The sequence below is a fragment of the Rhodococcus koreensis genome (genome assembly GCF_900105905.1).
Classification (GTDB): Bacteria; Actinomycetota; Actinomycetes; order Mycobacteriales; family Mycobacteriaceae; genus Rhodococcus_F; species Rhodococcus_F koreensis.
In genome coordinates this window covers 6927936-6954324 of record NZ_FNSV01000005.1, presented here as the reverse complement: position 1 = coordinate 6954324, position 26389 = coordinate 6927936, and the positions used below count along the sequence as shown (strand labels likewise).

Genomic DNA, 26389 nt, shown 5'->3' with positions numbered 1-26389 from the left:
CACGTCCGTCCGAACACAGTTAGAGGAGCCCGTGGCACGCAAGCCCACACCCCCCGGAACCCCGCAAGCCACGAGCGTCGGGCACATCGTCGACCTCGTCCGCGGAGCAGTTCCGCCCCTGCATCCGGCCGGGCTGCCCTTCGTCCTCGCACCACTCGGCGTGGCCGTCCTCGGCCGCAACCGCAAATGGGTCCGTCGCGGAGCACTGACCTCCGCCGCTGCCTGCGCCGCCTTCTTCCGGCATCCGCACCGCGTTCCGCCGAACCGTGTCGGCGTCGCAGTCGCACCCGCCGACGGTGAGGTCGCGCTCGTCGACTCCGCGGTCCCGCCGTCCGAACTCGACATGGGAACTGAACCGCTCCCCCGGGTCAGCATCTTCCTGTCGGTGCTGGACGTGCACGTCCAGCGCAGCCCCGTCGGCGGCGAAGTGAAAAAGGTCGTCCACCGGCCGGGCAAGTTCCTCTCCGCCGACCTCGCCGACGCCAGCGAGATCAACGAACGCAACAGCATGCTGCTGCACACCGCGGAGGGCCACGACGTCGCCGTCGTCCAGATCGCCGGTCTGCTCGCCCGCCGGATCGTCTGCGACGCCAAGGTCGGCGACACCCTCCCGATCGGTGACACGTATGGCCTGATCCGGTTCGGCTCCCGCGTCGACACGTACTTCCCGGCCGGCACCACGCTGCTCGCCGAGCGGGGACAGCGGACGATCGGCGCCGAGACCGTCATCGCTCAACTGCCGTGATCGCGAACGCGAAGAAACAGCGGAGGGGACGACCCCAGCAGGCGGTGCGGCTCCTGCCGAGTGTCGTCACGATCCTCGCGCTGTGTGCGGGACTGTCCGCCGTCAAGTTCGCGCTGGACGAGGATCTGGGAACGGCACTGGCCATGATCGGCGCCGCCGCGGTCCTCGACTCGCTCGACGGGCGGATCGCGCGACTGCTCGACGCCACCAGCAAGATGGGCGCCGAACTGGATTCGCTCGCCGATTCCATCTCGTTCGGCGTCGCCCCGGCTCTCGTCCTCTACGTCACGCTGCTGGACGGCCAGAGTTTCGGCTGGATCATCGCCCTGATCTACGCGGTGAGCATCGTGCTGCGGCTGGCCCGGTTCAACACGCTCCTCGACGAGGACGACATTCCGGGTTACGCCAACGAGTACTTCACGGGTGTCCCGGCGCCGGCGGGTGCGCTGGTCGCGCTGGCCCCCCTGGCCGCCGCCGCGCAGTGGGGCGACGGCTGGTGGTCGTCGTATCCCGTCGTCGTCGCATGGACCGTGTTCTCCGCGGCGCTGATCGTCAGCCGGATCCCCACGCTCGCACTGAAGACGGTGTCCGTGCCCCCGCACATGGCGGCCGGTCTGCTCGTCCTCGTGGCGCTCGCGGCGGCGGCCCTCGTCACCTACCCGTACATCCTGCTGATCGTCCTCGTCGCGGTGTACCTCGGGCACATTCCGTTCGCCGTCCACTCGAAGCGGTGGGTGGCCGCGCGGCCCGAGACGTGGGACATCAAGCCGTCCGAGCGGCGGGCCATCCGGCGTCAGCCCGACGCCCGCGGCAGGCGGTCCGCGGCACGGCTCGGACTGCGCCGTCCCCGGGCCCGGTAGGTCGCTCCCGCACGTAGGCTCGACGGCGTGACCTCACCGGAACTCGCGCTCACAGTCCGACTGAACACCTCGGCCGCCGACACCCGGCGCGGCGTGGTCCGGTTGCATCCGGAAGCCCTGGCCGCGCTCGGTCTGCGCGAGTGGGACGCAATCGCCCTGATCGGTGCGCGCCGCACCGCCGCCGTGGCCGGTCGCGCGCCTGCCGGAACCCCCACCGGCACCGCGCTCCTCGACGACGTGACGCTGTCCAACGCCGGGCTGTCCGAGAACAGCACGGTCGTCGTGACACCGGTGACGGTGTACGGCGGGAAGACGGTGACGGTCAGCGGCTCCAATCTGGCCGTCAACTCCGTCTCCGACGTCACCCTGCGTCACGCCCTGCTCGGCAAGGTCCTCACGGTCGGCGACACGGTGTCGCTGCTGCCCCGCGACCTGGGCCCCGGAACCAGCACCGCCCCCGCGACACAGGCCCTGTCCCGGACGTTCGGTGTCGCCTGGACGTCCGAACTGCTCACCGTGACCGGGGTCGACCCGGCCGGTGGTCCGGTGAGCGTGCAGCCCAACACCGCGGTCGGGTGGGGTGAGGGTGTGCGTGCGACGGTGACCTCGCCGCCGTCCCGCCTGCCCGCACCGCCGGTCCGGCCCGCCGAGGAGGTGCCCCCGGTCCCGGTCGAGGACCTGGTCGGCGCCCACACCCAGGCCGCCAAACTCACCGAGTGGCTCGGGTTGGCACTCGACGAACCCGAACTGCTCCGCACGCTCGGGGCCTCGCCCCATCTGGGCGTCCTCGTGACCGGGCCCGCCGGTGTCGGGAAGGCGACGCTCGCCCGTGCGGTTCTCGCGTCCCGGCGGGTGGTCGAACTCGACGGGCCGAGTGCCGGCGCGCTCGAGGCAGGATCCCGGCTGCAGCGGGTCACCGCGGCCGTCGAGGCGATCCGCAGCGGCGGCGTCCTGTTGATCACCGACATCGACGCCCTGCTGCCGTCCACCCCGGAGCCGGTGTCGGCGCTGATCATCGAACAGCTCCGCCACGCGGTCGAGACCGTCGGGGTCGCGTTCGTCGCGACGTCGGCGCACCCGGAGTCGGTCGACACCCGGTTGCGCGGGCAGGACCTGTGCGACCGCGAACTCGCCCTCACCCTGCCCGACGGCTCCACCCGCCGGGCCCTGCTGGAACTGCTCCTGCGGAAGGTCCCCAGCGACGGCATCGCCCTCGACGCGATCGCGGCCCGCACACCGGGGTTCGTCGTCGCCGACCTCGCCGCGCTGTGCCGGGAAGCCGCCCTGCGGGCCGCGTCCCGCGCGGCCAGGAAACCCGTCGAGCCGGCGCTCACCCAGGACGACCTCCTCGGCGCACTCGACGTCATCCGCCCGCTGTCGCGGTCGGGCAGCGAGGAACTCGCGATCGGCAGCCTCACCCTCGACGACGTCGGGGACATGGTGGAGACCAAGCAGGCGCTGACGGAGGCGGTGCTGTGGCCGTTGCAGCACCCGGATTCGTTCGCCCGGCTGGGTGTCGATCCGCCGCGCGGCGTGCTGCTCTACGGCCCGCCCGGCTGCGGCAAGACGTACCTCGTTCGGGCACTGGCCAGTTCGGGACATCTGAGTGTGCACGCCGTCAAGGGCGCTGAACTGATGGACAAGTGGGTGGGCGCGTCAGAGAAGGCGGTCCGCGAACTGTTTCAGCGGGCACGGGATTCGGCCCCGTCGCTGATCTTCCTCGACGAGGTGGACGCGCTCGCGCCGCGGCGCGGCCAGAGTTCCGATTCCGGGGTGGCCGATCGGGTGGTCGCCGCGCTGCTCACCGAACTCGACGGCGTCGAACCGCTGCGCGACGTGGTGGTCGTCGGCGCCACCAACCGGCCCGATCTCATCGACCCGGCGTTGCTGCGCCCCGGCCGCCTGGAGCGGCTGGTGTTCGTGCCGCCGCCGGACGGCGACGCCCGCCGCGCGATCCTCCGGACGTCCGGGAAGGCGGTCCCGCTCGCCGACGACGTCGACCTGAACGCTCTGGCGGACGATCTCGACGGCTACTCGGCCGCCGACTGCTCGGCGTTGCTGCGGGAAGCCGCGCTGGCCGCGATGCGCCGGAACATCGACGCCGCCGACGTCACCGCGGCCGATGTGGCCGAGGCACGCGAAAAGGTGCGCCCCTCACTCGATCCCGAGCAAGTGGCGCACCTGAAGGCCTATGCGCTGTCGCGCCCGTGAGTACTTGTTAACCGCCGGCGGTTAACAAGTACTCACGGGTCAGGACCAGCGGCCGAGCAGGGTGGCCGCGTGTGCGGCGAGCGCGGCCTGGAAGAACGGGCCGAAACTCACCCGCGCGACGCCGAGCGGTCCGAAGCTCGCCGGATCGTCCTGATCGGGCAGCCCGATCGCGTTGACGGGCAGCGGAAGCTCCGACGTGAGCCGCTTCTGGGTGGCGTCGTCGTGACGGCCGACGGGGTAGAGCACGTCGGCTCCGGCCTCGGCGGCGAGCTTCAGGCGCGCGATCGCGCGGTCGACACGGTCGGACTCGTCGCCCACCTGCTTCACGAACAGATCGGTCCGCGCGTTCACGACCACATGGACCCCGGCGGCGTCGGCGGCCTGCCGCAACCCTCCGACGAAGTCGGCGTGCTCCTGCGGCTCACGGAGGCGTCCGCCCTCGCTGTGGACCGTGTCCTCGATGTTCAGACCCACCGCGCCCGCACCGATCAGACCCTCGATCAGCCGGGCGGGCTCGAGGCCGTATCCGGATTCGATGTCGACCGACAGCGGCAGCTCCACCGCGGCGGTGATCTGCGAGATGCGGTGCAGCAGCTCGTCGAACGTGATCCCCTCGTTGTCGGGCTTGCCGATCGAGTCGGACACCGGGTGGCTTCCCACCGTCAGTGCCTGAAACCCGGCGGACACAGCCAGATTCGCGGACCACGCATCCCACACGGTGGGCAGGATGACGGGGTTGCCGGGCCGGTGCAGCTCCAGCAGGGTGGTGGCCTTCTCGTTGATCGACGTCATAGGGGGCTCCTCGCCTCGGGTGTATTCGATCGGAGTCGTTCTCGGGCACGCCTTCGGTGCCAACGCCGGGTTCGCCATTTCCATTCCTACCCGCTCGAGTACCGTGGGCAAATGGACTTCCGGGAACCCCTGTCGGCCGCGGCTGCGCTCGCGTCCGGCGCACTGGCCGGGTTCGTCCTCACCAATCCCCGTAACCGGGCCTGGACGATCAACGCCTCCGATCGCGAGATCGACCGGTGGATCAGCAGCCAGCCGACGGGTGTGGTGGTGGCCCTGGTTCTCGCCGTCATCGCGGTGGGCGGTCTGCAACGGTCGGGCTCCCGGCGGGTGTCGTGGCTCCTGGCCGCGGCGTGCGCGGTCGTCCTGATCGGCGCGCGCTGGGCGGTACCCGGCGCCGGCGGCGTCGACACGTTGATCGCCCTGCACTTCGCCAAGACCGCGACTGCCGGGTTCCTGCTGGGCGCCGCGGTCGCCGCGGTGTGGGGTCGCTGGGTTTCGCAGCTGGCGCTGACTCTCGGGGTGGCGGGCGCGTTCCTCCTCGCGAGCGTGCAGAAACTGCCGCGCGGCGATACCGCGTATGTCGAGCCCGCAAGCATGAGCACCTCGGCGATCGGCGAACCTCCGCAGTGGCTGCTGATCGGAGTTCTCGTGCTCGCGCTCGCGTCTGCGGTGCTGGCGCGGTCGCAGTTCCGGGTGCAACGCCCCGAACGGAAGACCCTGCTCACCGCGCTGGTCGGAGCCCTGGGACTCGCGCTGCTCAACCGGCTGCTCGGGGCGTGGATCGACGATCAGGAATTCGGCGAACCCCTGACGGTCTGGCTGATCGTGGCGTTCTCGCTCGCCGTGATCCTGGGGGTGACCGTGCTGATCGGGCGACGGCTCCCCGGGATCGACGGACACTTCCTCCTCGCGGCGACCGGGGTCACCGCCGCGGCCGTGCTCGTCCTCGACGACCTCCGGACCCCGCGGGTGACGACGCCCGCGCCGGCGTTGCTGGCGGTCGGCGTCGTCACCCTCGCCGCGGGAATGGCGGTGGCGGTCAGGGTTCCGCCGAAGCGGCGACGGCCCGGGTGGGGTCTGTGTGTCGCCGCCGTCGTTCCGCTGGTCGCCACCATCTCGCCGGACTTCGGCAACGACGGCGTCGCGCTCCTGCTCCGGCTGGGGGTCCTGGGCGGCGGGACGGGTTTCGCGCTCGCCTCCGCGCTGCCGGGTTCTGCGCCGGTCGCGGTGCTCGGTCTGGCGCTGCCGTTCGCGTCGCTGGTGTTCGTCGCGGCGACCACGGTTCCCCGCAGCCGGGTGGTCTATTCGGGTGCGCCCAGCGAACACCGCCTGCCGTCGTCGCCGGCCTCGACCGCCGCGTCCGACCATCTCGCCGGTGTCGCGATGCTGCTCGTCGTCGCGTTCTGCGTCTACTCGCTACGTGAGCGCCACGGCGCACCGGAGGGCACCGCGCCACTCACCTAGTCGAGGAGGCCGAGCGACTGCAGCCGGCGGAACACGAGCATCGAGCCGGGCGCGACGTCCGGCATCGCCGCGTATTCGTCGACGGTGAAGTACCGCAGTTCGGCGATCTCGCTCGTCGGCCGCGGCTCGGTGCTCAGTTCGGCGAGAAAGCAGGTCATGTGCAGGTCCGTGCCCTCGGGATGTCCGTACGCGGGCGCCTCGAAGACCCCCAGGCGTTCGAGCGTCCCGTCGACGATTCCGGCGTCGAGTTCCTCCCGGATCTCGCGGTGCAGAGCCTGTTCGGCGTTCTCGCCCGGGTCGATCTTGCCGCCTGCCATGTAGAACGCGGTCTTCCCCGCCGAACGCGTCTGGAGGAGTTTGCGGTCACGGATGTGGGCGAGCGCGGCGGTTCGGATCTCGGCTGGCACCGACCCAAGATAGATCAGTCCGGGCACGTGCCCATAACACAATGCGCCCCATTAGTCCGATTTGCCGCGATTGTGGGTCCGAATAACCGACCCAGTAGGATGTACACGTAGCCCAGTTCGCTAGCTAAGCGAACGGTCTACACGACTCGGTTCGTTTCGTTCCGACACCCCGCCGCCCGCTGACCCCCGACGGAGTGCCTTTTGCTTGCTGTTCTGCTCGCCCATGCCGTTGCCGCCGTTCTGGCTCCGCTTGTGGTGCGCCAGTTCGGCCGCAACGGTTTCTATCCCCTCTCCCTCGTCCCGCTGGTGTCACTCGGATGGGTGATCGCGAACTGGGGCACGGTGCAGACCGTGTCCGTCGAATGGGCTCCGGGCCTGTCGATGGACCTCGACTTCTGGTTCGATCCGCTCGCCGCGATCATGTCGGTGCTGGTGCTGGGCATCGGCACGCTGATCCTGGTCTACTGCGCCCGCTACTTCACCGACGACGAACCCCGTCTCGGCATCTTCGCCGCCGAGATGGTGGCATTCGCCGGGGCCATGTTCGGGCTCGTCGCGAGCGACAACATGTTGCTGCTGTACATCTTCTGGGAACTGACGACGGTCCTGTCGTTCCTGCTGGTCGGGCATTACGCCGAACGCGCCTCGAGCCGCCGCGCCGCGACGCAGGCGCTGCTCGTCACGACCGCGGGTGGTCTGGCGATGCTCGTCGGCATCATCATCCTCGGCCAGGTGAGTGGCACGTACAACCTGTCCGAACTGATCGAGGTCGCACCTCGCGGCTGGCTCGCCGGTGTCGCCGTCGTGCTGGTCCTCATCGGTGCGCTGTCGAAGTCGGCGATCGTCCCGCTGCACTTCTGGTTGCCCGGCGCGATGGCCGCCCCCACCCCGGTCAGCGGCTATCTGCATGCCGCCGCGATGGTGAAGGCCGGTATCTATCTCGTGGCCAGGTTGTCGCCGGGTTTCGCCGACGCGGCGCCCTGGCGGTTCACGATCATCACGCTCGGCCTGCTGACGATGGTCCTCGCCGGGTGGCGGGCGATGCGCGCGTTCGACCTCAAACTGGTGCTCGCGTTCGGCACCGTCAGCCAGCTCGGCTTCATGATGGTGCTGGTCGGTCTCGGCACCCGCGACGCCGCGCTCGCCGGCATGACGATGGTCGTCGCGCACGCGATGTTCAAGGCCGCACTGTTCATGGTGGTCGGCATCATCGACCACACGACGGGGACCCGCGACATCCGCAAACTCGCGCACCTCGGCAATCGTGCGCCGGCGCTGATGGTGTTCGCCGCACTGGCCGCGGCCAGCATGGCCGGGCTTCCGCCGTTCCTCGGGTTCGTCGGCAAGGAGGCCGCGTTCGACTCCCTGCTGAGCACGACCGTCCTCGCCGACCCCGCGCGGATCGCCACCGTCGGCGTCGTCGTGCTGGGTTCGATCCTCACGCTCGCCTACAGCGTGCGCTTCATGTGGGGCGCCTTCGGCCGCAAGCGGCTCGCGCGGCCGAGCCCGGCCGTGCAGGGCATGCACGCGCCCGGACCGTTGTTCCTCGCCGCACCCGCCGTTCTCGCGGTGCTGAGCCTGGCGGCGGGACTGGCGGCGCCGCAGCTCGAGAAGCTGCTGACGCCGTACTCGCGCACCCTGCCCCCGGAGGCCGCCACCGACTACCACCTCGCGCTGTGGCACGGCGTCAACACGGCGCTGCTGCTCACACTGCTCGTCTTCGCCGTCGGCACCGCGCTCTTCGTGGCGCAGCGCTGGGTCAACCGGTTGCGGTTCGAGCATCCGCCGCTCGGCAACGCCGACCGCATCTACGACGCGACGCTGCGCGGCATGGACGCCCTGTCGATGCGGCTGACCGGCGCCACCCAGCGCGGTTCGCTACCGCTGACCCAGGCGACCATCCTCGGCACCCTGGTGCTGGTGCCGCTGGTGCTGCTCGTCGTCGGCACCGACACCGGCGCCGATGTGCGCCTGTGGGATTCGCCGGTGCAGTTCGTGATCGGGCTGATGATGGTCGCGGCCGCGCTCGCCGCGACCGTGATGCGCAACCGTCTGGCCAGCGTGATCCTCGTCGGTCTCAGCGGCTACGGCTGCGGTGTGCTGTTCGCTTTGCACGGCGCTCCCGACCTCGCGCTCACCCAGTTCCTGGTGGAGACACTGACGCTCGTCATCTTCGTCCTCGTGTTCCGGAAACTGCCCGCCGAGGTGGACGAGCGCCGGGCGATCGGATTCAAGATTCCGCGGGCGCTGCTGGCGGTCGCGGTCGGTGCCACCATCACCACGATCGGCGCGTACGCCATCAACGCGCGGAACTCGGTGCCGATCTACGAGCGACTCCCCGACGCGGCGTACTACCTCGGCAACGGCAAGAACGTCGTCAACGTCCTGCTCGTCGACATCCGCGCCTGGGACACGCTCGGCGAGATCTCGGTGCTGCTCGTCGCGGCCACCGGTGTCGCGAGCCTGGTGTTCCGCAACCGCCGCTTCGGCAGCGCCCCCCGGGTGGCCGATGCCCCCGCGGTCACGGCCGAGTCTTCGGCCTCGCATTCCGAGACCACCTGGCTGCTCGGCGGCGACCTCATCGATCCGAAACACCGGTCACTGGTCCTCGAGGTGACGACCCGGCTGATCTTCCCGACCATCATGGTGCTGTCGGTGTACTTCTTCTTCGCCGGTCACAACGCGCCCGGCGGCGGGTTCGCCGGCGGCCTCACCGCCGGTCTGGCGCTGGTCCTGCGGTACCTCGCGGGCGGGCGGTACGAACTCGGCGAGACGGTCCCGATCGACGCGGGCAAGATCCTGGGGCTCGGGCTCACGCTCGCCGCAGGCACCGCGCTGGCGTCGCTGTTCCTCGGTGCCCCCGCGCTGTCCTCCGCGGTCTTCGAGGTGACGCTGCCGGTGTTCGGTCACGTCAAGATGGTCACCGCCCTGTTCTTCGACCTGGGTGTGTACCTCATCGTGGTCGGACTCGTACTCGACGTACTCCGCAGTCTCGGGGCACGTCTCGACGCACAGGTCGAGGTGAACCAGTAATGAGCGCCAACCTCGGATTTCTCGTCATCATCGGCGTCCTCGTGTCGGCCGGCGTCTACCTGCTCATCGAACGCAGTATCACCCGCATGCTGCTGGGGTTGCTGCTGTTCGGCAACGGCATCAACCTTCTCATCCTCACGTCCGGTGGGCGGGACGGCAATCCGCCCATCGTGGGCCGCGAGTCCATTCACGAGTCGATGGCCGACCCGCTGGCTCAGGCGATGATCCTGACGGCGATCGTCATCACGATGGGCATCGCCGGTTTCGTGCTCGCGCTCGCGTACCGGTCGTTCAAGATCACCACGCAGGACGCCGTCGAGAACGACCCCGAGGACACCAAGGTCCTGCGGCGCCGGTCGCCCGCCGAGGCCCCGGACCGCGACCGCTCCGACGACCCGGTCACCGGCGAGCCGAGTTTCAGCGGCGACGCCTTCGACAAGAACGGAAACCCCATTCCCCTGGAAGAACTGAAGAACCTCGAAGACCTCGAATGCTACGAAGACCTGCACGACGGTGACTTCGACGACGACGAGGAGATCGACAAGGCCGGGATCGGGGAGAAGTCGTGACCATTTCCCCGCACGTCATCACGGCGCTCGCGCCGCTGCCCGTCCTCGTCCCGATGCTCGCCGCCGCGGCCACGCTGGTGCTCGGACGGCGTCCGCGGGCCCAGCGGATCATCACGCTCGTCGCGTTGATCGGCGTCCTCGTCGTGTCGGGACTGCTGCTGTTCCTCGCCGACCGCGACGGCACGACGGCCGTTCAGGTGGGTGGCTGGGACTCGCCGATCGGCATCACGCTGGTGGTCGACCGGCTGTCCGCGATGATGCTGGTGGTCTCGTCCATCGTGCTGCTCGCCGTCATGGCGTACGCCGTGGGTCAGGGTATCCGCGACGGCAGTGAGGACCAGCCCGTCTCGATCTTCCTGCCGACGTATCTGGCGCTGACGGCGGGCATCTCCAACGCATTCCTCGCCGGCGACCTGTTCAATCTGTACGTCGGTTTCGAGGTGCTCCTCGCCGCCAGTTTCGTGCTGCTGACTCTGGGCGCGAGCGCCGACCGCGTCCGCGCGGGTGTGTCGTATGTGATGGTGTCGATGGTGTCCTCGCTGATCTTCCTGGCGGGCATCGCGTTCGCCTATGCGGCCACCGGCACCCTCAACCTCGCCGACATGGCCACCCGCCTCGACGGCATCCCGTCCGGCACCCGCACCGCCATCTTCGGCGTGCTGCTCGTGGCGTTCGGCATCAAGGCCGCGGTGTTCCCGCTGTCGACGTGGCTGCCCGACTCCTACCCCACAGCGCCGGCCCCGGTCACCGCCGTGTTCGCCGGCCTCCTCACCAAGGTGGGTGTGTACGCGATCATCCGCGCGCACACGCTGCTCTTTCCGGAGGGCGAACTCGACAACGTGCTGATGGTGTGCGGCCTGCTGACGATGCTCGTCGGCATCCTCGGTGCGATCGCGCAGAGCGACATCAAACGTCTGCTGTCCTTCACCCTGGTCAGCCACATCGGGTACATGGTGTTCGGTGTCGCGCTGTCCACGCAGTCGGGGCTCTCGGGTGCCATCTACTACGTCGCCCACCACATCCTGGTGCAGACCACGCTGTTCCTGGTGGTCGGTCTCATCGAACGCCAGGCCGGGTCCTCGTCGCTGCGGCGTCTCGGTGGGCTCGCCGCGGCCAGCCCCGTCCTGGCCATCGTGTTCCTCATTCCGGCCCTCAACCTCGGCGGCATTCCCCCGTTCTCCGGGTTCATCGGCAAGGTCGCGTTGTTGCAGGCCGGCTCGGCGGACGCGAGCGTGCTGGCGTGGACCCTCGTCGCAGGCGGAACCGTCACCAGCCTCCTCACCCTGTACGTCGTCGCACGCGTGTGGACCAAGGCGTTCTGGCGGGCCCGCGCCGACGCCCCCGAGGGCGACCTCGCGGACGTCAGCCCGTCGGCGCTGCTCGACGAGTCCGAGGCCGACATCGCATTCGACGACCGCGCCGACGTGGGCCGGATTCCCGCAATGATGCTGATCCCCACCGTCGCCCTCGTCGCCGTCGGGCTGGCGATGACGGTGTTCGCCGGCCAGATCATCCAGATCAGCGATCGCGCGGCGAGCGATCTGCAGAACCGGTCCATCTACATCGACGCCGTCCTCGGCGGTCACCCCGGCGGCGAAGCGCAGGAGGCACCGCGATGAAACGCGAGAGAATTCTCCAGTTCGGCGCGTTGCTGTGGCTGATGTCGGTGTGGATCCTGTTGTGGGGCAACGTCAGCTGGGGCAACATCCTCGGCGGACTCGCCGTCGGCGCGATCATCATGGTGCTGATGCCGCTGCCGCGGGTGCCCGTGGAGGGCCGGGTGCATTTCCTGCCGCTGCTGCGGCTGGCGGTGATGTTCGTGTACTACTCGCTCCAGTCGAGCCTCCAGATCGCGTGGCTCGCACTCCGTCCCGGGCCGCCGCCCGTCACCGGCGTCCTGCGGTACCAGCTGGGGATCAAGTCGGACCTCGTGCTGACCCTCTGCATCGACGTGCTGAACCTCATCCCCGGGACCATGGTTCTCGAGATCGACCAGGTCCGGCGGATCGTCTACGTCCACGTCCTGGACATGGGCTCGCAGAAGGCGGTCAGCCAGTTCTACCGCACGGTCGCGCAGCTGGAGCGGTTGTTCATCGAGGCGTTCGAACGGGACTCCGACTGGAAACCGAGCCCCTGGCACAACCGCGACCAGCAGTACGACGACCCCGCTCAGGAGGGCAGCTCATGACAGTCGTATCGGTCATATCCGGAATCATCCTGGTCGTTGCCGGGGTGCTGACGACGTTCCGGCTGCTCGACGGTCCGAACTCGCTGGATCGCCTCGTCGCCCTCGACACGCTGATCGCCCTCGCGATGTGCGGACTCGCCGTGTGGGCGGCGTACACCGGCGACACGACGATCGTGCCCGCAATCGTCGCGTTGTCGCTGGTGGGGTTCATCGGCTCGGTGTCGGTGGCCCGATTCCGGGTGAGTGACAAGTCGTGACGACCGTGCTGAACGTCATCGGGGCCACCCTCATGCTGTGCGGGTCGTTGCTCGCACTGACGGCCGCCATCGCCATCGTCCGCTTCCCGGACACCCTGCGCCGCATGCACGCCGCCACCAAACCGCAGGTGGTCGGTCTCATCATGGTTCTCGCGGGCGCAGTCCTCGAACTGCGCGGCAACGTCGACATCTGGATGCTGATCCTCGTCGGCATCTTCACCCTGTTCACCGCGCCGGTCATCGCGCACAGCGTCGGCCGGGTGGCGTACCGGGAGCAGCGCGATCAGGACGGGCTGCTGATGATCAACGAGTTGGAGCCACCAGAACGTCCGTGACAGCCGCCTTCGCGCCGTTGCCCCACCGGGCGAGCGCGGTGTCGGGCCTGGCGAAGAACGTCGCATAGAAGCCGAGACTCATCGCGGCAAGGGCGCCGAGAACGAGCGGTCCGGACACCTCCGGAAATCGGCCCATCGGCACCGCGAGGTAGCGGTAGCTGAGCAGCAGTCCCGTCAGCACCAGCGCGCCACCGCCGACGAGACGGACCCGGAACCAGCCCCACCCCCGTTCGGGGTCGCGGAGCGCGGACTCGATGGTCAGGCACAGGACGGCTCCGGCGACCAGGTCGACGCCGTAGTGGTAGCCGAACCCGAGGGTCGCAGTCAGTGTGCACACCAGCCAGAACGTGCCGCCGAGCCGCAGCCACCAGGCGCCCTGCCGGGAGTGGATGAACAGCGCGAGTGCCCACGCCGTGTGCAGGCTCGGCATGCAGTTGCGCGGGGTCGTCGAATCGAACGACAGGGGTTCGGGCGCGAAGTCGGGTGCCGGGACGAAGTTCGGCCAGTAGTCGCTGACCTGGAACCCCTGCCCTTCGGTGCCGAACGCGAAGATCGGACCGACCACGGGGAACAGCACGTAGAAGATGGGACCGACGAGACCGATCAGCAGGAACGTGCGAACCAGGTAGTGCGAGGGCCATCCGTTCCGAAGCTGGTAGACGGCCACCGCGATGGCCGCGACGGGCAGTTCGATGTAGACCCAGTGCAGGATGCCGTAACCGACGGGACCGAGCGCGTCGACGAACTGCCCCATGTGCCACGACGGGCTTCCCAGCGCGTGATCCGCGAGCTGGGCGAACTCGTCGAGGACCATCGGCCCGGCCATGATCGTGACCTGCAGCCAGGCGTCGCCGAACTTGGTCGCGAGAATCAGCAGCGCACCCAGCCCGACACCTTTCAGGGCGCTGCGCCGCTGCTCACCCGTCCACCGGACCGCGGCGTAGACACCGACCGCCGTCAGAACCCACGTCGCGCCGTTACCGACGGTCAGCGGGCCACCCGACAGGTAGCGCACAGCCGCGACCACCACGTCGATGCCCGCTGCCGCGGACAGCGCCACGACGCGTTGCCGGTTGCTGAGCCCGACCATCGCGAGCGCGAGGCCGGCCCACGGAACGGACGCCGACTTGGGGGTCAGGACGTAGTCGCGGAACAGGCTCTCCAGGGGCCCCTGGAAACCCTGGACGGACGCGACCGACTGGACCACGACCAGCAGGATCGCGACACCGAGCGCCCCGCCCGCGACGAACATGCGGGAACGATCGACGGGCCCACCCGGCCGTACAACGGCAACATCGTCGATCGACACCCGCCAAGTGTAAACAACACGTGAACGGCAAGTGGACGAGTGTCCTGCCCGAGACCGGCTTTCAGGTCCCGAGCTCCTTCACCAGCGCATCGACGACAGCCACCAGGTCACCGCCGGTCGCCTCCGCGACCTGACGTTGCCGCTGGTAGGAGGCGCCGCGGCGGGGAATCTCCTCCACAGCGGCCAATTCGTCCGCGCAGCCGAGACGCACGGCGGTCGGCGCCAGCTTCTCGAGCAGGTCGTTCAGGTCGTCGGTGACGAGTCGCTCGTTGCTGTCCTCGTCGAGAATGATCTCGGCGTCGAGCCCGTACCGCGCGGCCCGCCACTTGTTTTCCTTCACGTGCCACGGCTGCAGGTTGGGCAGGTTCTCGCCCGCCTCGAAGCGCCGGTCCAGGTCGACGATCAGGCAGTGCACGAGCGCGACGAGAGAACTGAGTTCGGCGCGGGTAGAGATACCGTCGAAGACGCGGACCTCGATGGTGCCCCACCGCGGCGCGGGCCGGATGTCCCAGTGCATCCCGCCGATCTTGGTGATCACGCCGGTCTTCATCTGGTCGCTGATGAAATCCTCGTACTGCGCCCAGTTCGCGAACTGGTACGGCAGCCCCGCGGTGGGAAGTTGCTGGAACATCAGGGCGCGATTGCTCGCGTACCCCGTGTTGACGCCCGCCCACATCGGTGACGACGCGGACAGCGCGAGCAGATGCGGGTACCGCTGCAAGAGCGCGTTGAGAATCGGGAACACCTTCTGCGGCGAAGACACCCCCACGTGGACGTGCACACCCCAGATCAGCATCTGACGGCCCCACCACTGGGTACGCTCGATCAGCTCGTCGTAATCCGGTGTCCGCGTGACCAATTGGGTCGACCACTGCGCGAACGGGTGCGTTCCGGCGCAGATGAGATCGACCCCGAGCGGGTTCGCCGCCCGCCGCAGCAGGTCGAGCGACTCGTCGAGGTCGTCCATCGCCTCACCGACGGTGGAGTGGATGCCGGTGACGAGTTCGACGGTGTTGCGCAGCAACTCCTTGGTGATCCGCGGATCCTCCGGACCCGCCAGATTCGCGACCGCGTCGAACACCTCCGCGGCCGTGTTGGAGAGATCCCGCGTGACCCTGTCGACCAGCGCGATCTCCCACTCGACACCCAGTGTCGGCCGCGGCGAACCGGGAAAGGGAACTACCACGGTTTCGATCCAACCACAGGCCGAGGCCCGCGGCAGCGCACCGACACCCCGGCCGCAGCCGGGGTGTCACGCGACTCAGCTGGCGCCGATGACACCGCAGGCCACACGAGAGCCTGCGTCACCGGTGTTCAGGGTTTCCTGATCGGGAGCGGGTGCGTAACGGGTGGGGATGTTCGCGAAATTGTCGGGACCCGAGTGGATCATGACCGCGGTGCCGCTGTCGCCGTTCTTCAGGTCCTCGACCGTGAAGGCGTCGGTGGTGGTGACCAACTCGGCGGTGCCGTCCTCCAGCACCTGCAGCGAGGTGAGGTCGCCGCTCGCGGGGTGCCCCGAGTGGCCCTCGGCCTGGAAGTGCCCGCCCGCGGACAGGAAGTTTCCGGGCGCACCACCGGTCGGTGCCACGGAGTTCGTCTCACACTTTCCGACGGAGTGCACGTGGAATCCGTGGAACCCGGGCGTCTGATCCTTGACGGACACGGTGACCTCGACGTGACTTCCCGACTGCTTGAACGTGGCGGTACCCACGTTCACGCCCTCCGCGTTCTTCAGCGTCGCGGTGAGCGCGCCGCTCTCCGCGTGCTCGCCCGAGCCGCTCTCGGCGTCGCCGGGAACGCCTGCGGCACTGGGATCGGCGGCACCGGTCCAGACGGGAGGAGTGGTGCCGGGAACGTCGGACGGCGCCTCGTTGTTACTGCAGGCGGTCAGTCCGAGTGCGGCAATGGCCACCACCGGGGTGACAATGCGCCAGGACATCCGACGGGTAGAACTCGAGGCCATCAAACCGCTCCTTTGAGGTGGCGAAGAAGTGCATCTGATCATAACCGCGGCGCCGATGCACCGACCGTCCGGTCTACTGCGCGGAAGTGACGATGACGACCACACCGGCAGACGAATTCGCGATTCCCGGGAACTTCGGCTCGGCCGACACCCCCAGTTGCGCCGCGATCTCGATGGCCGCTTCCTTCTCCGCGGCGGAAGTCCCGTAGTACACGGTGGTTTCGGAGATGGTGCTGTCGCTGTAGTTGCCGGTCTCCGACACCGTCCACCCCGAGGACATCAGTTCGGTGGCGGTCTGGCTCGCGAGACCCGTGACGTTGCTGTTGTTGAGCACCCGCACCGGCACCGACGCCGCGTCGGCGGCCTTCGTGGTACTGGACGCACCGGAGGTCGTGCTCGCCGCGGAAGCCGAGGTGCCTCCCGCCGCTCCGGCGGCCGTCGTCGGACGGGCGGCGGTGGTCGTGGCAGCCGCCGAGGTCGTGACGGTGGCTGCGGTCTCCTCCGAGTCCGAACCTCCGAGGGAGGCGAAACCGAGACCCGCGAAGAGAATCGCGAGGGCGATCAGCACCATCGCGAGGGCACGTAACGGCGGGCCGGACGATTCGGGTTTCGGAGTACTCACGATGTCGACCTTAGCGACCGGGTGCTACGTGACGTCGAACCCGAGGCGACGGGCCGCGCGGGCCTTCTGCCTGCTCGCGCGCAGCCGTCGCAGGCGCTTCACGAGCATCGGGTCGGCTGCGAGTGCCTCCGGCCGGTCCACCAGCGCGTTGAGCACCTGGTAGTACCGGGTGGCGGACATGTCGAACAGCTCTTTGATCGCTTCTTCCTTCGCGCCGGCGTACTTCCACCATTGGCGCTCGAAGGACAGGATGTCGTGCTCCCGACGCGAGAGACCGTCGTCGACGACGTCGTCGACCCCTACGGAAGTGTCGCTGTCGGTGCGCTCGGACTGGTTCCGACTACGCGCTGTTGCGCCGTCCATCTCACTCCTCGACTACTAGCTCTCGCTCGATGTCAGCGAAACCACGTTCCCCCGGCTCCTCGATCGCGTGGCCGACCGAGCAACGAATTACACAGCTGTACTTCAGCGACTATTCAACCACGACGAACGCCGCGGGCAGTGCGAACGGCTCGGGCGCGCCGCACTATCCTTGACGACCATGGCCATCCTCCCCATCCGGATCGTGGGCGACCCGGTATTGCACGAACCGACCGAGACGGTGTCCCAGTCACCTGCGGAACTCGCAGACATCATCGCCGACATGTACGACACGATGGACGCCGCCAACGGCGTCGGGCTCGCCGCCAACCAGGTCGGCCTGCCGCTGCGGTTGTTCGTCTACGACTGCCCGGACGTCGACGAGAACGGAAAGCCGTTCCGCCGCCGGGGTTGCGTCGTCAACCCGGTCCTCGAGACGTCGGAACGACCCGAGACCATGCCGGACCCGGACGACGACGTCGAGGGCTGCCTGTCGGTTCCCGGCGAGCAGTTCCCCACCGGCCGGGCCGAGTGGGCGAAGGTCACCGGTACCGACGCCGACGGCAACGCCGTCGAGATCGAGGGACGCGACTTCTTCGCGCGCATGCTGCAGCACGAGGTCGGTCACCTCGACGGTTTCCTCTACGTCGACATGCTGGTCGGCCGTAACGCACGCGCCGCCAAGAAGACCATCAAGCGCGCCGGCTGGGGAGTTCCCGGGCTCAGCTGGGTGCCGGGAACGGTCGAAGACCCGTTCGGGCATGACGACTGACATTCCGCTCGGAAGCCGGGTGGTGCTGCGCTACCAGCTGCCGCCCGGTTCCAGCCATCCGATGACCGACGTCATCGGGGTGCTCGAGAGCGTCGAGCCGGTCGTGGTCGTCCGCGACGCGGCCGGCTCCGCGATCGAAGTGGAGCCGGAGCGGGTGGTCGCGCTGAAGGCGGTCCCCGCACGCCCGGTGCGGGCGAGCGAGATCCGGTCCCTCGAACTGGCCTCCGCCGACGGCTGGCCGGGGATCGAGCACGCATGGATCGACGGCTGGCTCGCCCGGTACGGCCACGGCTTCACCGGACGCGCCAACTCGGCGGCGCCGCTCGGCGACCGCGGGACGGTCGGGAGTCTGGACGACGCCTCCCCCGGTGGCACGCTCGACCGCCTGCGCGAGTGGTACGCCGAACGGGACCGCCCGCTGCGACTGCTGATCCCCGACCGCCTGGGCGAGGTGCCGCCGGGCTGGAACGTCAGCGACGAAGTGGTCGTGATGGCCGCCGACGTCGACAACCTGGCGCTGCCCGAGGGTCCGCGGACCACGACGGTCACCGATCACCCGGATCCGGACTGGCTCGCCCTGTACCGCTACCGCGGGTCCGCGCTGCCCGACTTCGCGGTCGACGTGCTGAACGCGGTCCGCGGCGGGACACTCGGCTTCGGCCGGATCGGCGCCGCCGACTCGGCGCTCCTCGCCGTCGCCCGCGGATCCGTCACGACCGCGCCCGACGACCGACGATGGGTCGGACTCACCGCGGTCGAGGTGGCGCAGGCTCACCGCCGCCGCGGAATCGGCAGCCTGATCTGCGGCGACATGATCAATTGGGGACGCGAGCACGGCGCGACCCACGCGTGCCTGCAGGTCGCCGTCGAGAACGCGGGCGCGCAGGCGATGTACCGCAACGTCGGCTTCGTGGCGCACCACCGGTACCGCTACGCCACCGAACCCGGCGGCTGAAAATCTGTCGGACAATGCCGCTAGGGTGGCTGCCGTGCGCATCGCAACCTGGAACGTGAACTCTGTTCGTGCCCGTACCGACCGGATCCTGGACTGGCTCCAGCGGTCCGACGTCGACGTGCTGGCGATGCAGGAAACCAAGTGCAAGGACGAGCAGTTCCCGTACGAGCGGTTCCGCGAACTGGGGTACGAGGTCGCGCACGTGGGCCTCAGCCAGTGGAACGGTGTCGCGATCGCGTCCCGTGTCGGTCTCGACGACGTGCAGATCGGCTTCGAGGATCAGCCCGGGTTCCACAAGGACCCGGAGGTCGCGCCCGCGCAGGAAGCCCGCGCCATCGGCGCCACCTGCAACGGCGTCCGCATCTGGAGCCTGTACGTCCCCAACGGCCGTGAGCTCGCCGATCCGCACTACACGTACAAGCTGGAGTGGCTGGCGAAGCTGCACACGGATGCGGTCGGATGGCTGGACCGGAATCCGGACGCGCAGATCGCGCTGGTCGGCGACTGGAACGTCGCGCCCACCGACGAGGACGTCTGGGATCCGGCGCTGTTCGAGGGCAAGACCCACACGTCCGTCCCCGAGCGCGAGGCCTTCCAGGCGTTCGTCGAATCGGGATTCGCCGATGTCGTCCGGCCGCACACCCCGGGCCCGGGTGTCTACACCTACTGGGACTACACCCAGCTGCGGTTCCCGAAGAAGCAGGGAATGCGCATCGACTTCGTGCTCGGGTCGCCCGCCCTCGCGGGCCGTGTCGACAAGGCCGAGATCGACCGCAACGAACGCAAGGGCAAGGGCGCCAGCGATCACGCGCCGGTCATCGTCGACCTCGGCGACTGAGAACGCAGCAACCCGAGACTCACGACCGCACAACCGAACCCGATGAGCACGCCGTGCGCGATGCGCAGGGGGGCGTCGGCGTAGAACTGCGGGATGAACAGTGCGAACCCCACTGCCATCGGAATGCCCGACCAGCCGGCGAGTAGCCGGGAGCGGGCGATGGCCACGGCCGCCGCCGCCGCGCCGACCGCGACGAGGAGCAGGCCGGTGGCGAACAGCGTCGCCTGCGCCGCTCCCATCCGCACGCTCTCGGCGAGGGCGGTGACGGCACCGTCGTCCAGGCCGCTGGCGCCGAGGGTGTGCAGCGCGAACGTTTCGGCCCCGTAGTACGGCAGGGTCAGTCCGATGCCGATCCACGACGCCGCCACGGCGACCACGCCCGCCCGCCTGCCGGCCGTCCCCTCCAGCAGGCCGGCGAGCGGAACGAGCGCAAGTCCGAATGCGATGAATCCGCCGACGGCGGCGAGGTGGGCGACGAGCCACCACGGTGAGGCGAACTCCGCCCGCCCGTCCGGTGCCCCGCCCGCCGCGTACGGACGCACCACGGGGTAGACGACGAACAGCGCACCCGCGAGGGCGAACAGCGCTGCGGCGGAGATCCGTGCGATCCCGGCACGACCGTCGATCCGATCCGACACCACCATGACACGCCTCCGATTGTGAGCACTGCTCTCTATGCAGAGCAGTATTCACCACGAATCGACGTCCAGCAAGAGCAGTGCTCTCGGAAGTCGTTCTAGTCGGCGACCAGGATGTCGAGATGCTCCGGGTTCAGCGCCACGTAGCGCCGGACGTACGTGCAGATGGGACGCACCTTCCAGCCCCGCCGACGCGCTGAACCCAGCGCCTCGCCCACGAGGACCGCGGCGAGGCCGCGGCCACCGAAGTCTTCCACGATCACCGTGTGCATGAACGCGACGACCTCGCCGGGCTCGGCGGTGAACCCGGGGATGTCGTCCTCGTCGCGATAGCCGAGGATGCCGACCAGCTCGTCCCCCAGCCACAGGTCGAATCGTTCGTGGGCGGGGTTGTCGAGTACGCGAGTATCGACGGCCGTGATGCTCCCCGACGGCTCGGAACCGTCCGACATGTGATCCATGCCACTCATGGAATCAGTTCACGAGCACCGTCGCGAGTGGAATCACCGGCCCCGGAACCGTTTCGTTGCCGACGAGTGGTCGATTCGTGTCCCGACCGCGTCAGGCGTCCACCGGAACCATGAGGTCGCGGTAGTCGGGATGCCCCGCGACGAAGCGCTGCACGTACGTGCAGACGGGCCGGACCTTCCAGCCGTACCCGCGGGCGAGGTCGAGGGAGCGCCCCACCATGAGTGCGGCGAGTCCGCGGTGACCGAAGTCCTCCACGATCACCGTGTGCATGAACGAGACCACCGGGGCCTGACGCCCCCGACTCTTCGGGCCCGGCGGCCGGGCCACCACTCCCGCACCCGCACCCGGTGGGGTGTCCGCGAGGGCGAAGTATCCGAGGATGCCGACCAGGTCACCACTCAGTCGGAGTTCGAATCGGTTCTGATCGGCGTTGTCGATCACGTCCACAACCTGCGCGTCCGTCAGCATGGCTATCTCCTGGGGGTATGTGTCGTAATCGAAATGTGATGTTCATCACCCTTTATACCGATGCACGGAACCGCTGTCCAAGTTTCCCCCGAATGTTCACTCTCAGAGATCTCGGTTACAGTCTCCGGGACAACTACACATCCACGGGGGCTCGCACCAGCGGGCTGAGAGGACGGCTAGGGGCCGTCGACCGTCGAACCTGTCCGGGTAATGCCGGCGTAGGGAGCATCATCGATGAGCACAACCATATCTACAGCCACGTCCGTCACCACGGGACCGATCCAGGGCAGCACCAAGCAGTACCTGCTGTCGGGCGACGACGTCCGGGTGCCGGTCCGGCGCGTACATCTCACCAACGGTGAGCACCTCGACGTGTACGACACGTCGGGCCCGTACACCGACACGGACGCCACGATCGACCTGGACGCAGGACTTCCGCATCTGCGGGCGTCGTGGATCGCCGACCGGGCGGGCACCCAGCTCGACGCCGCCCGCGCCGGGACCGTCACCCCCGAGATGCGGTATTGCGCTGCACGAGAGGGTGTTTCACCTGAGGTGGTGCGCGCCGAAGTCGCGGCGGGTCGCGCCGTGATCCCGGCCAACCGCTGCCACCCCGAACTCGAGCCGATGATCATCGGCAAGGCGTTCGCGGTCAAGATCAACGCGAACATCGGCAACAGCGCGGTGACGTCGTCGATCGCGGAAGAGGTCGAGAAGATGGTGTGGGCGACGCGGTGGGGCGCGGACACCATCATGGACCTGTCCACCGGCAAGAACATTCACGAGACCAGGGAATGGATCCTGCGCAATTCGCCGGTGCCCGTGGGGACCGTGCCGATCTATCAGGCGCTGGAGAAGGTCAACGGCGATCCGACCGCGCTCACGTGGGAGATCTACCGCGACACCGTGATCGAGCAATGCGAGCAGGGTGTCGACTACATGACGGTCCACGCCGGGGTGCTGCTCCGCTACATTCCGCTGACCGCGCGCCGGGTCACCGGCATCGTCTCCCGCGGCGGTTCGATCATGGCGGCCTGGTGCCTGGCCCATCATCGGGAATCGTTCCTGTACACCCACTTCGACGAACTCTGCGAGATCCTCCACCGCTACGACGTCACGTTCTCGCTCGGTGACGGTCTGCGCCCCGGCTCCATCGCGGACGCCAACGACGAGGCCCAGTTCGCCGAACTCCGCACCCTCGGCGAGCTCACGAAGATCGCGAAATCGCATGGCGTGCAGGTGATGATCGAAGGTCCCGGGCACGTGCCGATGCACAAGATCGTCGAGAACGTGCGGCTCGAGGAGGAGTTGTGCGAGGAGGCGCCGTTCTACACGCTCGGACCGCTCGCCACCGACATCGCACCGGCGTACGACCACATCACGTCCGCGATCGGGGCGGCGATGATCGCGCAGGCCGGTACCGCGATGCTCTGCTACGTGACGCCCAAGGAGCACCTGGGGCTGCCGAATCGGGACGACGTCAAGACCGGGGTCATCACGTACAAGATCGCGGCGCACGCCGCGGACCTCGCAAAGCAGCATCCGCGCGCGCAGGAGCGGGACGACGCGCTGTCGAAGGCCCGGTTCGAGTTCCGCTGGCACGACCAGTTCGCCCTGTCCCTCGACCCGGACACGGCGCGGGAGTTCCACGACGAGACGCTGCCCGCCGAGCCGGCGAAGACGGCCCACTTCTGCTCGATGTGCGGTCCGAAGTTCTGCTCCATGCGGATCTCCGCCGACGTGCGGGAGTACGCGCAGCAGCACGGACTCGATTCGGTCGAAGCCATCGAGGCGGGCATGGCCGAGAAGTCGAGCGAGTTCGTCGACGCAGGTGGCCGTGTGTATCTGCCCGTCGAATCCGTCACCTCAGAGAATCGGTAAGGTCCCCTTCGTGAAGCTGCTGCCCCTGACCCCCGACGGCCAGACCCCCGTCCGCGTCCTCACCATCGCCGGCACCGATTCCGGCGGTGGCGCCGGGATCCAGGCGGACTCGCGGACGATGGCGCTGTGCGGCGTCCACGCATGCGTCGCGGTCGCCGCGGTGACGGTGCAGAACTCGGTGGGGGTCAGCGGCTTCCACGAGATTCCGCCGGAGACGGTGGCCGCGCAGGTGCGGTGCGTCGTCGACGACATCGGGGTCGGGGCAGCGAAGACAGGGATGCTGGCGTCGACGGCCATCATCGAGGCCGTCGCCGCCGTGTGCACCGAGGTCGGGATCGGCCGGGACCAACCGGTCCCGCTGGTCGTCGACCCGGTGTGCGCGTCGATGCACGGCGATCCGCTCCTGCACGCCGAGGCGCTGGACGCCGTGCGGAACACGCTGATCCCGATCGCCACGGTGGTCACCCCGAATCTCGACGAGATCCGGTTGATCACCGGCATCGACGTGGTGGACGACGCGACCGCACGCCGGGCCGCGGAGGCGCTGCACGCACTCGGCGCGCAGTGGTCGATCGTGAAGGGCGGGCACCTGCGGACGTCGGCGTCGAGCACCGATCTGCTGTTCGACGGCGACCGATTCCTCGAGTTCAGCAGTCCCCGGATCGACACCGGCAACGACCACGGCGGCGGCGACACCCTCGCGGCCGCCATCGCGAGTGCACTCGCCCACGGATGGTCCGTGCCCGACGCGGTGGCGTTCGGCAAGGAGTGGGTCACCAAGTGCCTGGAGGCGTCGTACGACCTGGGTGCCGGTCACGGCCCCGTCTCGCCCCTGTGGCGCCTGCGGCACCCGTGAGTACTTGTTAACGTCCGGCGGTTAACAAGTACTCACGGGCGGCGAAGCCGCAACCGCCAGATGCCGAGGTCGGAGGGCACCCCACTGGGTGCGGGGGCGAAGAAGGCGCGTCGCCACGGCTTGACCCCGACCCCCAGTTCGTCGAGGGTGCCCGGCTGCAGGCTCGACAGCGTGGCGGACGACGCCATCACGTTGCCGTCGCCGCCGAGTTCCATCATGCGGGCCGCGACGGTCACGTCGACACCGAGCCAATCGCTGCCGATCTGCCAGGGCGAACCGGTGTGGAGGCCGACGCGCATGCGGGGACGGTAGCCGTCCACCTCGACGTCCGCGAGGGCGTCCTGCGCGGCGAAGACGGCGTCGATCGCGCGGTCCGGGCTGGAGAAGACGGCCATCACACCGTCGCCCAGGCGTTTGACCACATGCCCACCCCGGTCGACGATGGGGGTCTCGACGGCTCGGGCGACGTCGCGCAGCAGGGCGAGGGTGGCGCTGTCACCGGCGGGCAGCGACCAACTGGAGAACCCGACGAGGTCGGTGAACACGATGGTCACCTCGCGTGTTCCCCGGCCACGTCCGGTGCGCTCGAGCAGTGCCTGCCACACCTGCAGCGCGCCGAGGCTCATCTCGCGGGACGCGCCCGGCTGGTGATCGAGGAAGCGGTCGGCGACGCGGGCGATCGCCCGCGCGCTTCCGGGGCCCGCCGTCGACAGTGGGTCGCCGAACGCGGGATCGCCGGGGAGCGCGCGACGAACCCTCCGCAGCCCCTCGATCAGCTGCGGCTGCCGGTTGACCGATTCCACCCAGCCCAGCACCTTGTCGCCCCGTTTCGGCGTCTGCGCAGCGCCGTGCTCGGCACTGTTCTCTTCGGCGGGGTCGTCGCTCACGAGAGTAAGAGTAACTCAGCGTCACATGCACAAACCCGTGACGAATCGGACATCACTCGGTGGCCCGCGCCTTCTCCCGGTCCGCGCCGATGGGGACTCCGTTCGGACCCGCGAGCGACTCCGCGTACACCCCGACGGCATACGCGACCGCGGCGGCGTTCTTGGCGAGCGCGGCCCGGTCCACGTTCTCGAGGGTATCGGTCGCGCTGTGGTAGTTCTTGTCGTACACGACACCCGGGGTGCCGCCCCACTTCTGCGCCTGCTCGGGGGTCTTCGTCTCGTCGGCGCCGCTGAACACGCCGCCCGACGGGATGCCGTGCTCGATGAACGGACCGTAATCGGAGCGGCCGTCGAAGTCCGTGCCGTCCGCGGCGATGCCGTCGCCCTGCAGGAACTCGGTGAACGTGCGCTCGATGCCCGCGGACCCCTCGGGTCCGGGCCCCTCACCGACGTTGTCGGAGTTGTCGCCGTCGTAGGCCAGGTAGCCGGCGTTCTCGGAACCAAGCATGTCGAAGTTCAGGTACAGCGCGATGTCGTTCCGCTGCTCCTCGCTGAGGCTGTCGACATACGCCTCCGATCCGAGCAGACCCAATTCCTCGGCGCCCCAGAACGCGAAGCGCACGGCGTTGTCGACGTCGGGCGAACCGCCGAGTTGCACGGCCGTTTCGAGGGTCGCGGCGACGCCGGTGCCGTTGTCGTTGATGCCGGGGCCCTCGGGGACGCTGTCCAGGTGCGCGCCGACCATCACGACGTCCTCGGTCGAGCCGGTCTTCGTCTGGGCGATGACGTTGCGCGCGGTGCTCGACTCGGTGACGGTGTCGAGCGTGAGGGTGACGTCACCCCCCGCCTGCTCGAGCGCGGCGCCGTCCGCCTTGCTCACCCCGCCCGTGGGCACCTTGCCCACATCCGGGTCGCCGAGGGTGCCGCCGCTCATCGGTCCGTCCTCGTTGTTGACGACGATCACGCCTGCGGCACCGCGCTCGGACGCCACCTGCTGCTTGGCCGCGAACGGGCACACCCCGCGGTTCACGAGGACGATCGCGCCTGTCACGTCGAGGCCGTCGTAATCGGTGACCTCGCATCCCGGACTGTCGTCCTTCGGGGCGGGCACCAGGCGGGCGGTGAGCCCCTGCGGACCGGTCGACGGTGAATACGACATCGCCCGGACGTCGAAGTCGCGGTCGCCGGACCGCAGGGCCTCCGTCCGCACGTCGAACTTGTGGAACTCGAATTCCGGGGTCTGGACGTCGAAGCCCTTGTCTTCCAATGTCTGTGCGACGTAGTCGACGCTCGCGTCGTAGCCGGACGTTCCGGCTGCGCGGTTGCCGTCGTTGCTCTCGGCGATCGTCTGCAGTTGCTCGAGGTGCCCCACCACACCGCTCTCGGTGACCGAGGCCGCGAGAGCGCTCGCGTCGACCGGCGGCGAATCGGGTTCACTCGTCGACGAGCACCCGGCCAGGACCATCGCACCGGCCACTCCGACTGTGAAAACTCCCCGTAGTCGCATG

The 26389-nt window shown here is 68.9% G+C and carries 27 protein-coding genes and 1 riboswitch; of the genes, 15 read left to right on the top strand and 12 right to left on the bottom strand.

What is annotated here, in order from left to right; translation table 11 throughout:
* Nucleotides 1–31: 31 nt before the first annotated feature.
* From BLV94_RS36150 to BLV94_RS36140, 3 genes are read left to right on the top strand one after another with little or no spacing between them, the layout of a single operon-like run.
* A complete protein-coding gene (locus tag BLV94_RS36150; protein ID WP_072948452.1) occupies nt 32–745 on the top strand; it encodes a phosphatidylserine decarboxylase in 714 nt (237 codons plus the stop codon).
* Nucleotides 742–1605, top strand: coding sequence for a CDP-diacylglycerol--serine O-phosphatidyltransferase (pssA, locus tag BLV94_RS36145; RefSeq protein WP_072948454.1), 864 nt, complete (start codon nt 742–744; stop codon nt 1603–1605). Before BLV94_RS36150 ends, pssA begins: the two co-directional genes overlap by 4 nt.
* 27 nt (nt 1606–1632) lie before the next feature.
* Nucleotides 1633–3816 (top strand): AAA family ATPase, encoded by a 2184-nt coding sequence (locus BLV94_RS36140; RefSeq protein WP_072948456.1) that lies wholly within the window; start codon nt 1633–1635, stop codon nt 3814–3816.
* 39 nt (nt 3817–3855) lie between these two features.
* Here the strand turns inward: BLV94_RS36140 and BLV94_RS36135 are convergent, their stop codons facing one another.
* Nucleotides 3856–4608 (bottom strand): isocitrate lyase/PEP mutase family protein, encoded by a 753-nt coding sequence (locus tag BLV94_RS36135; protein WP_072948457.1) that lies wholly within the window; start codon nt 4606–4608, stop codon nt 3856–3858.
* 111 nt (nt 4609–4719) lie between these two features.
* Between BLV94_RS36135 and BLV94_RS36130 the strand changes: the two genes are divergently transcribed.
* Complete coding sequence (locus BLV94_RS36130; RefSeq protein WP_072948459.1) at nt 4720–6072, top strand: hypothetical protein; 1353 nt, start codon at nt 4720–4722, stop codon at nt 6070–6072.
* On the opposite strand, the gene BLV94_RS36125 is transcribed toward BLV94_RS36130, so the two are convergent.
* A complete protein-coding gene (locus BLV94_RS36125) occupies nt 6069–6479 on the bottom strand; it encodes an NUDIX hydrolase (RefSeq protein ID WP_244163738.1) in 411 nt (136 codons plus the stop codon). The genes BLV94_RS36130 and BLV94_RS36125 overlap by 4 nt on opposite strands.
* Nucleotides 6480–6680: 201 nt before the next feature.
* On the opposite strand from BLV94_RS36125, the gene BLV94_RS36120 reads away from it, so the two are divergent.
* Genes BLV94_RS36120 through mnhG form a run of 6 tightly spaced genes read left to right on the top strand, consistent with a single transcriptional unit; the run spans nt 6681 to nt 12861 of the window.
* Nucleotides 6681–9512 carry a Na+/H+ antiporter subunit A gene (locus BLV94_RS36120; protein WP_072948464.1) on the top strand — a complete coding sequence of 944 codons (2832 nt, stop codon included), beginning with the start codon at nt 6681–6683 and terminating at the stop codon, nt 9510–9512.
* Nucleotides 9512–10081 carry a Na(+)/H(+) antiporter subunit C gene (locus BLV94_RS36115; protein WP_072948466.1) on the top strand — a complete coding sequence of 190 codons (570 nt, stop codon included), beginning with the start codon at nt 9512–9514 and terminating at the stop codon, nt 10079–10081. Before BLV94_RS36120 ends, BLV94_RS36115 begins: the two co-directional genes overlap by 1 nt.
* On the top strand, nt 10078–11700 hold the full coding sequence (locus BLV94_RS36110; RefSeq protein ID WP_072948469.1) for a Na+/H+ antiporter subunit D: 1623 nt from the start codon (nt 10078–10080) through the stop codon (nt 11698–11700). The genes BLV94_RS36115 and BLV94_RS36110 overlap by 4 nt, the downstream gene beginning before the upstream one ends.
* Entirely contained in the window at nt 11697–12269 is a 573-nt protein-coding gene (locus BLV94_RS36105; RefSeq protein WP_072948471.1) for a Na+/H+ antiporter subunit E, read from the top strand. Before BLV94_RS36110 ends, BLV94_RS36105 begins: the two co-directional genes overlap by 4 nt.
* Nucleotides 12266–12526 carry a monovalent cation/H+ antiporter complex subunit F gene (locus tag BLV94_RS36100; protein WP_005251754.1) on the top strand — a complete coding sequence of 87 codons (261 nt, stop codon included), beginning with the start codon at nt 12266–12268 and terminating at the stop codon, nt 12524–12526. Before BLV94_RS36105 ends, BLV94_RS36100 begins: the two co-directional genes overlap by 4 nt.
* Nucleotides 12523–12861, top strand: coding sequence for a monovalent cation/H(+) antiporter subunit G (gene mnhG / locus BLV94_RS36095; protein WP_005264391.1), 339 nt, complete (start codon nt 12523–12525; stop codon nt 12859–12861). The genes BLV94_RS36100 and mnhG overlap by 4 nt, the downstream gene beginning before the upstream one ends.
* Here mnhG and BLV94_RS36090 read toward each other — a convergent pair.
* From BLV94_RS36090 to BLV94_RS36070, 5 genes are all read right to left on the bottom strand, one after another.
* Nucleotides 12830–14113 carry a phosphatase PAP2 family protein gene (locus BLV94_RS36090; RefSeq protein WP_072948472.1) on the bottom strand — a complete coding sequence of 428 codons (1284 nt, stop codon included), beginning with the start codon at nt 14111–14113 and terminating at the stop codon, nt 12830–12832. The genes mnhG and BLV94_RS36090 overlap by 32 nt on opposite strands.
* Nucleotides 14114–14231: 118 nt before the next feature.
* Nucleotides 14232–15356 carry a glutamate--cysteine ligase gene (locus BLV94_RS36085; protein WP_072948474.1) on the bottom strand — a complete coding sequence of 375 codons (1125 nt, stop codon included), beginning with the start codon at nt 15354–15356 and terminating at the stop codon, nt 14232–14234.
* A 75-nt stretch (nt 15357–15431) separates the two neighbouring features.
* Nucleotides 15432–16133 (bottom strand): superoxide dismutase[Cu-Zn], encoded by a 702-nt coding sequence (gene sodC, locus BLV94_RS36080; protein WP_072948476.1) that lies wholly within the window; start codon nt 16131–16133, stop codon nt 15432–15434.
* Between the two features lie 73 nt (nt 16134–16206).
* The gene (locus BLV94_RS36075; RefSeq protein ID WP_072948478.1) at nt 16207–16755 is read right to left on the bottom strand and encodes a LytR C-terminal domain-containing protein; all 549 of its coding nucleotides are present in this window, start codon (nt 16753–16755) and stop codon (nt 16207–16209) included.
* A gap of 24 nt (nt 16756–16779) precedes the next feature.
* Complete coding sequence (locus BLV94_RS36070; protein WP_072948479.1) at nt 16780–17118, bottom strand: nucleoid-associated protein NapA; 339 nt, start codon at nt 17116–17118, stop codon at nt 16780–16782.
* Nucleotides 17119–17296: 178 nt separating this feature from the next.
* Here BLV94_RS36070 and BLV94_RS36065 point away from each other — a divergent pair, with 178 nt between their 5' ends.
* The 3 genes from BLV94_RS36065 to BLV94_RS36055 are packed head-to-tail and all read left to right on the top strand — an operon-like array spanning nt 17297 to nt 19680.
* Nucleotides 17297–17887 carry a peptide deformylase gene (locus BLV94_RS36065; protein ID WP_072948481.1) on the top strand — a complete coding sequence of 197 codons (591 nt, stop codon included), beginning with the start codon at nt 17297–17299 and terminating at the stop codon, nt 17885–17887.
* The gene (locus tag BLV94_RS36060; protein WP_072948483.1) at nt 17877–18842 is read left to right on the top strand and encodes an N-acetylglutamate synthase, CG3035 family; all 966 of its coding nucleotides are present in this window, start codon (nt 17877–17879) and stop codon (nt 18840–18842) included. The genes BLV94_RS36065 and BLV94_RS36060 overlap by 11 nt, the downstream gene beginning before the upstream one ends.
* Before the next feature lie 34 nt (nt 18843–18876).
* Nucleotides 18877–19680: an exodeoxyribonuclease III gene (locus BLV94_RS36055; RefSeq protein WP_072948485.1), complete on the top strand. Its 804-nt coding sequence runs from the start codon at nt 18877–18879 to the stop codon at nt 19678–19680.
* Here the strand turns inward: BLV94_RS36055 and BLV94_RS36050 are convergent.
* The 3 genes from BLV94_RS36050 to BLV94_RS36040 form a co-directional block, all read right to left on the bottom strand.
* Nucleotides 19647–20324, bottom strand: a complete 678-nt coding sequence (locus BLV94_RS36050) for a hypothetical protein (RefSeq protein ID WP_072948487.1) — start codon at nt 20322–20324, stop codon at nt 19647–19649. The genes BLV94_RS36055 and BLV94_RS36050 overlap by 34 nt on opposite strands.
* 92 nt (nt 20325–20416) lie before the next feature.
* On the bottom strand, nt 20417–20779 hold the full coding sequence (locus tag BLV94_RS36045; protein WP_072948489.1) for a GNAT family N-acetyltransferase: 363 nt from the start codon (nt 20777–20779) through the stop codon (nt 20417–20419).
* Between the two features lie 100 nt (nt 20780–20879).
* Nucleotides 20880–21257, bottom strand: coding sequence for a GNAT family N-acetyltransferase (locus tag BLV94_RS36040; RefSeq protein WP_072948491.1), 378 nt, complete (start codon nt 21255–21257; stop codon nt 20880–20882).
* 133 nt (nt 21258–21390) lie between these two features.
* A riboswitch (TPP riboswitch) is annotated at nt 21391–21499 on the top strand.
* On the opposite strand from BLV94_RS36040, the gene thiC reads away from it, so the two are divergent.
* Together thiC and thiD are read left to right on the top strand one after the other, a co-directional pair.
* Nucleotides 21492–23138 (top strand): phosphomethylpyrimidine synthase ThiC, encoded by a 1647-nt coding sequence (gene thiC / locus BLV94_RS36035; protein WP_072948492.1) that lies wholly within the window; start codon nt 21492–21494, stop codon nt 23136–23138. Its footprint overlaps the riboswitch before it by 8 nt.
* Nucleotides 23139–23148: 10 nt before the next feature.
* Nucleotides 23149–23994, top strand: coding sequence for a bifunctional hydroxymethylpyrimidine kinase/phosphomethylpyrimidine kinase (gene thiD, locus BLV94_RS36030; protein ID WP_072948494.1), 846 nt, complete (start codon nt 23149–23151; stop codon nt 23992–23994).
* A 32-nt stretch (nt 23995–24026) separates the two neighbouring features.
* Here thiD and BLV94_RS36025 read toward each other — a convergent pair whose 3' ends face one another.
* Nucleotides 24027–24881 carry an adenylate/guanylate cyclase domain-containing protein gene (locus BLV94_RS36025; protein ID WP_072948495.1) on the bottom strand — a complete coding sequence of 285 codons (855 nt, stop codon included), beginning with the start codon at nt 24879–24881 and terminating at the stop codon, nt 24027–24029.
* 52 nt (nt 24882–24933) lie between these two features.
* Nucleotides 24934–26388, bottom strand: a complete 1455-nt coding sequence (locus BLV94_RS36020; protein ID WP_174705564.1) for a M20/M25/M40 family metallo-hydrolase — start codon at nt 26386–26388, stop codon at nt 24934–24936.
* Nucleotide 26389: the final 1 nt, after the last annotated feature.

Bases quoted from the DNA above. Each gene is read 5' to 3' on its own strand.
- BLV94_RS36105 (WP_072948471.1), top strand. From the start codon at position 11,697: ATGAAACGCGAGAGAATTCTCCAGTTCGGCGCGTTGCTGTGGCTGATG.
- BLV94_RS36090 (WP_072948472.1), bottom strand. From the start codon at position 14,113: ATGTTCGTCGCGGGCGGGGCGCTCGGTGTCGCGATCCTGCTGGTCGTG.
- thiC (WP_072948492.1), top strand. From the start codon at position 21,492: ATGAGCACAACCATATCTACAGCCACGTCCGTCACCACGGGACCGATC.
- BLV94_RS36070 (WP_072948479.1), bottom strand. From the start codon at position 17,118: ATGGACGGCGCAACAGCGCGTAGTCGGAACCAGTCCGAGCGCACCGAC.
- sodC (WP_072948476.1), bottom strand. From the start codon at position 16,133: ATGGCCTCGAGTTCTACCCGTCGGATGTCCTGGCGCATTGTCACCCCG.
- BLV94_RS36045 (WP_072948489.1), bottom strand. From the start codon at position 20,779: ATGGATCACATGTCGGACGGTTCCGAGCCGTCGGGGAGCATCACGGCC.
- BLV94_RS36135 (WP_072948457.1), bottom strand. From the start codon at position 4,608: ATGACGTCGATCAACGAGAAGGCCACCACCCTGCTGGAGCTGCACCGG.
- BLV94_RS36130 (WP_072948459.1), top strand. From the start codon at position 4,720: ATGGACTTCCGGGAACCCCTGTCGGCCGCGGCTGCGCTCGCGTCCGGC.
- BLV94_RS36100 (WP_005251754.1), top strand. From the start codon at position 12,266: ATGACAGTCGTATCGGTCATATCCGGAATCATCCTGGTCGTTGCCGGG.
- BLV94_RS36040 (WP_072948491.1), bottom strand. From the start codon at position 21,257: ATGCTGACGGACGCGCAGGTTGTGGACGTGATCGACAACGCCGATCAG.
- BLV94_RS36065 (WP_072948481.1), top strand. From the start codon at position 17,297: ATGGCCATCCTCCCCATCCGGATCGTGGGCGACCCGGTATTGCACGAA.
- BLV94_RS36020 (WP_174705564.1), bottom strand. From the start codon at position 26,388: ATGCGACTACGGGGAGTTTTCACAGTCGGAGTGGCCGGTGCGATGGTC.
- BLV94_RS36050 (WP_072948487.1), bottom strand. From the start codon at position 20,324: ATGGTGGTGTCGGATCGGATCGACGGTCGTGCCGGGATCGCACGGATC.
- BLV94_RS36060 (WP_072948483.1), top strand. From the start codon at position 17,877: ATGACGACTGACATTCCGCTCGGAAGCCGGGTGGTGCTGCGCTACCAG.
- BLV94_RS36115 (WP_072948466.1), top strand. From the start codon at position 9,512: ATGAGCGCCAACCTCGGATTTCTCGTCATCATCGGCGTCCTCGTGTCG.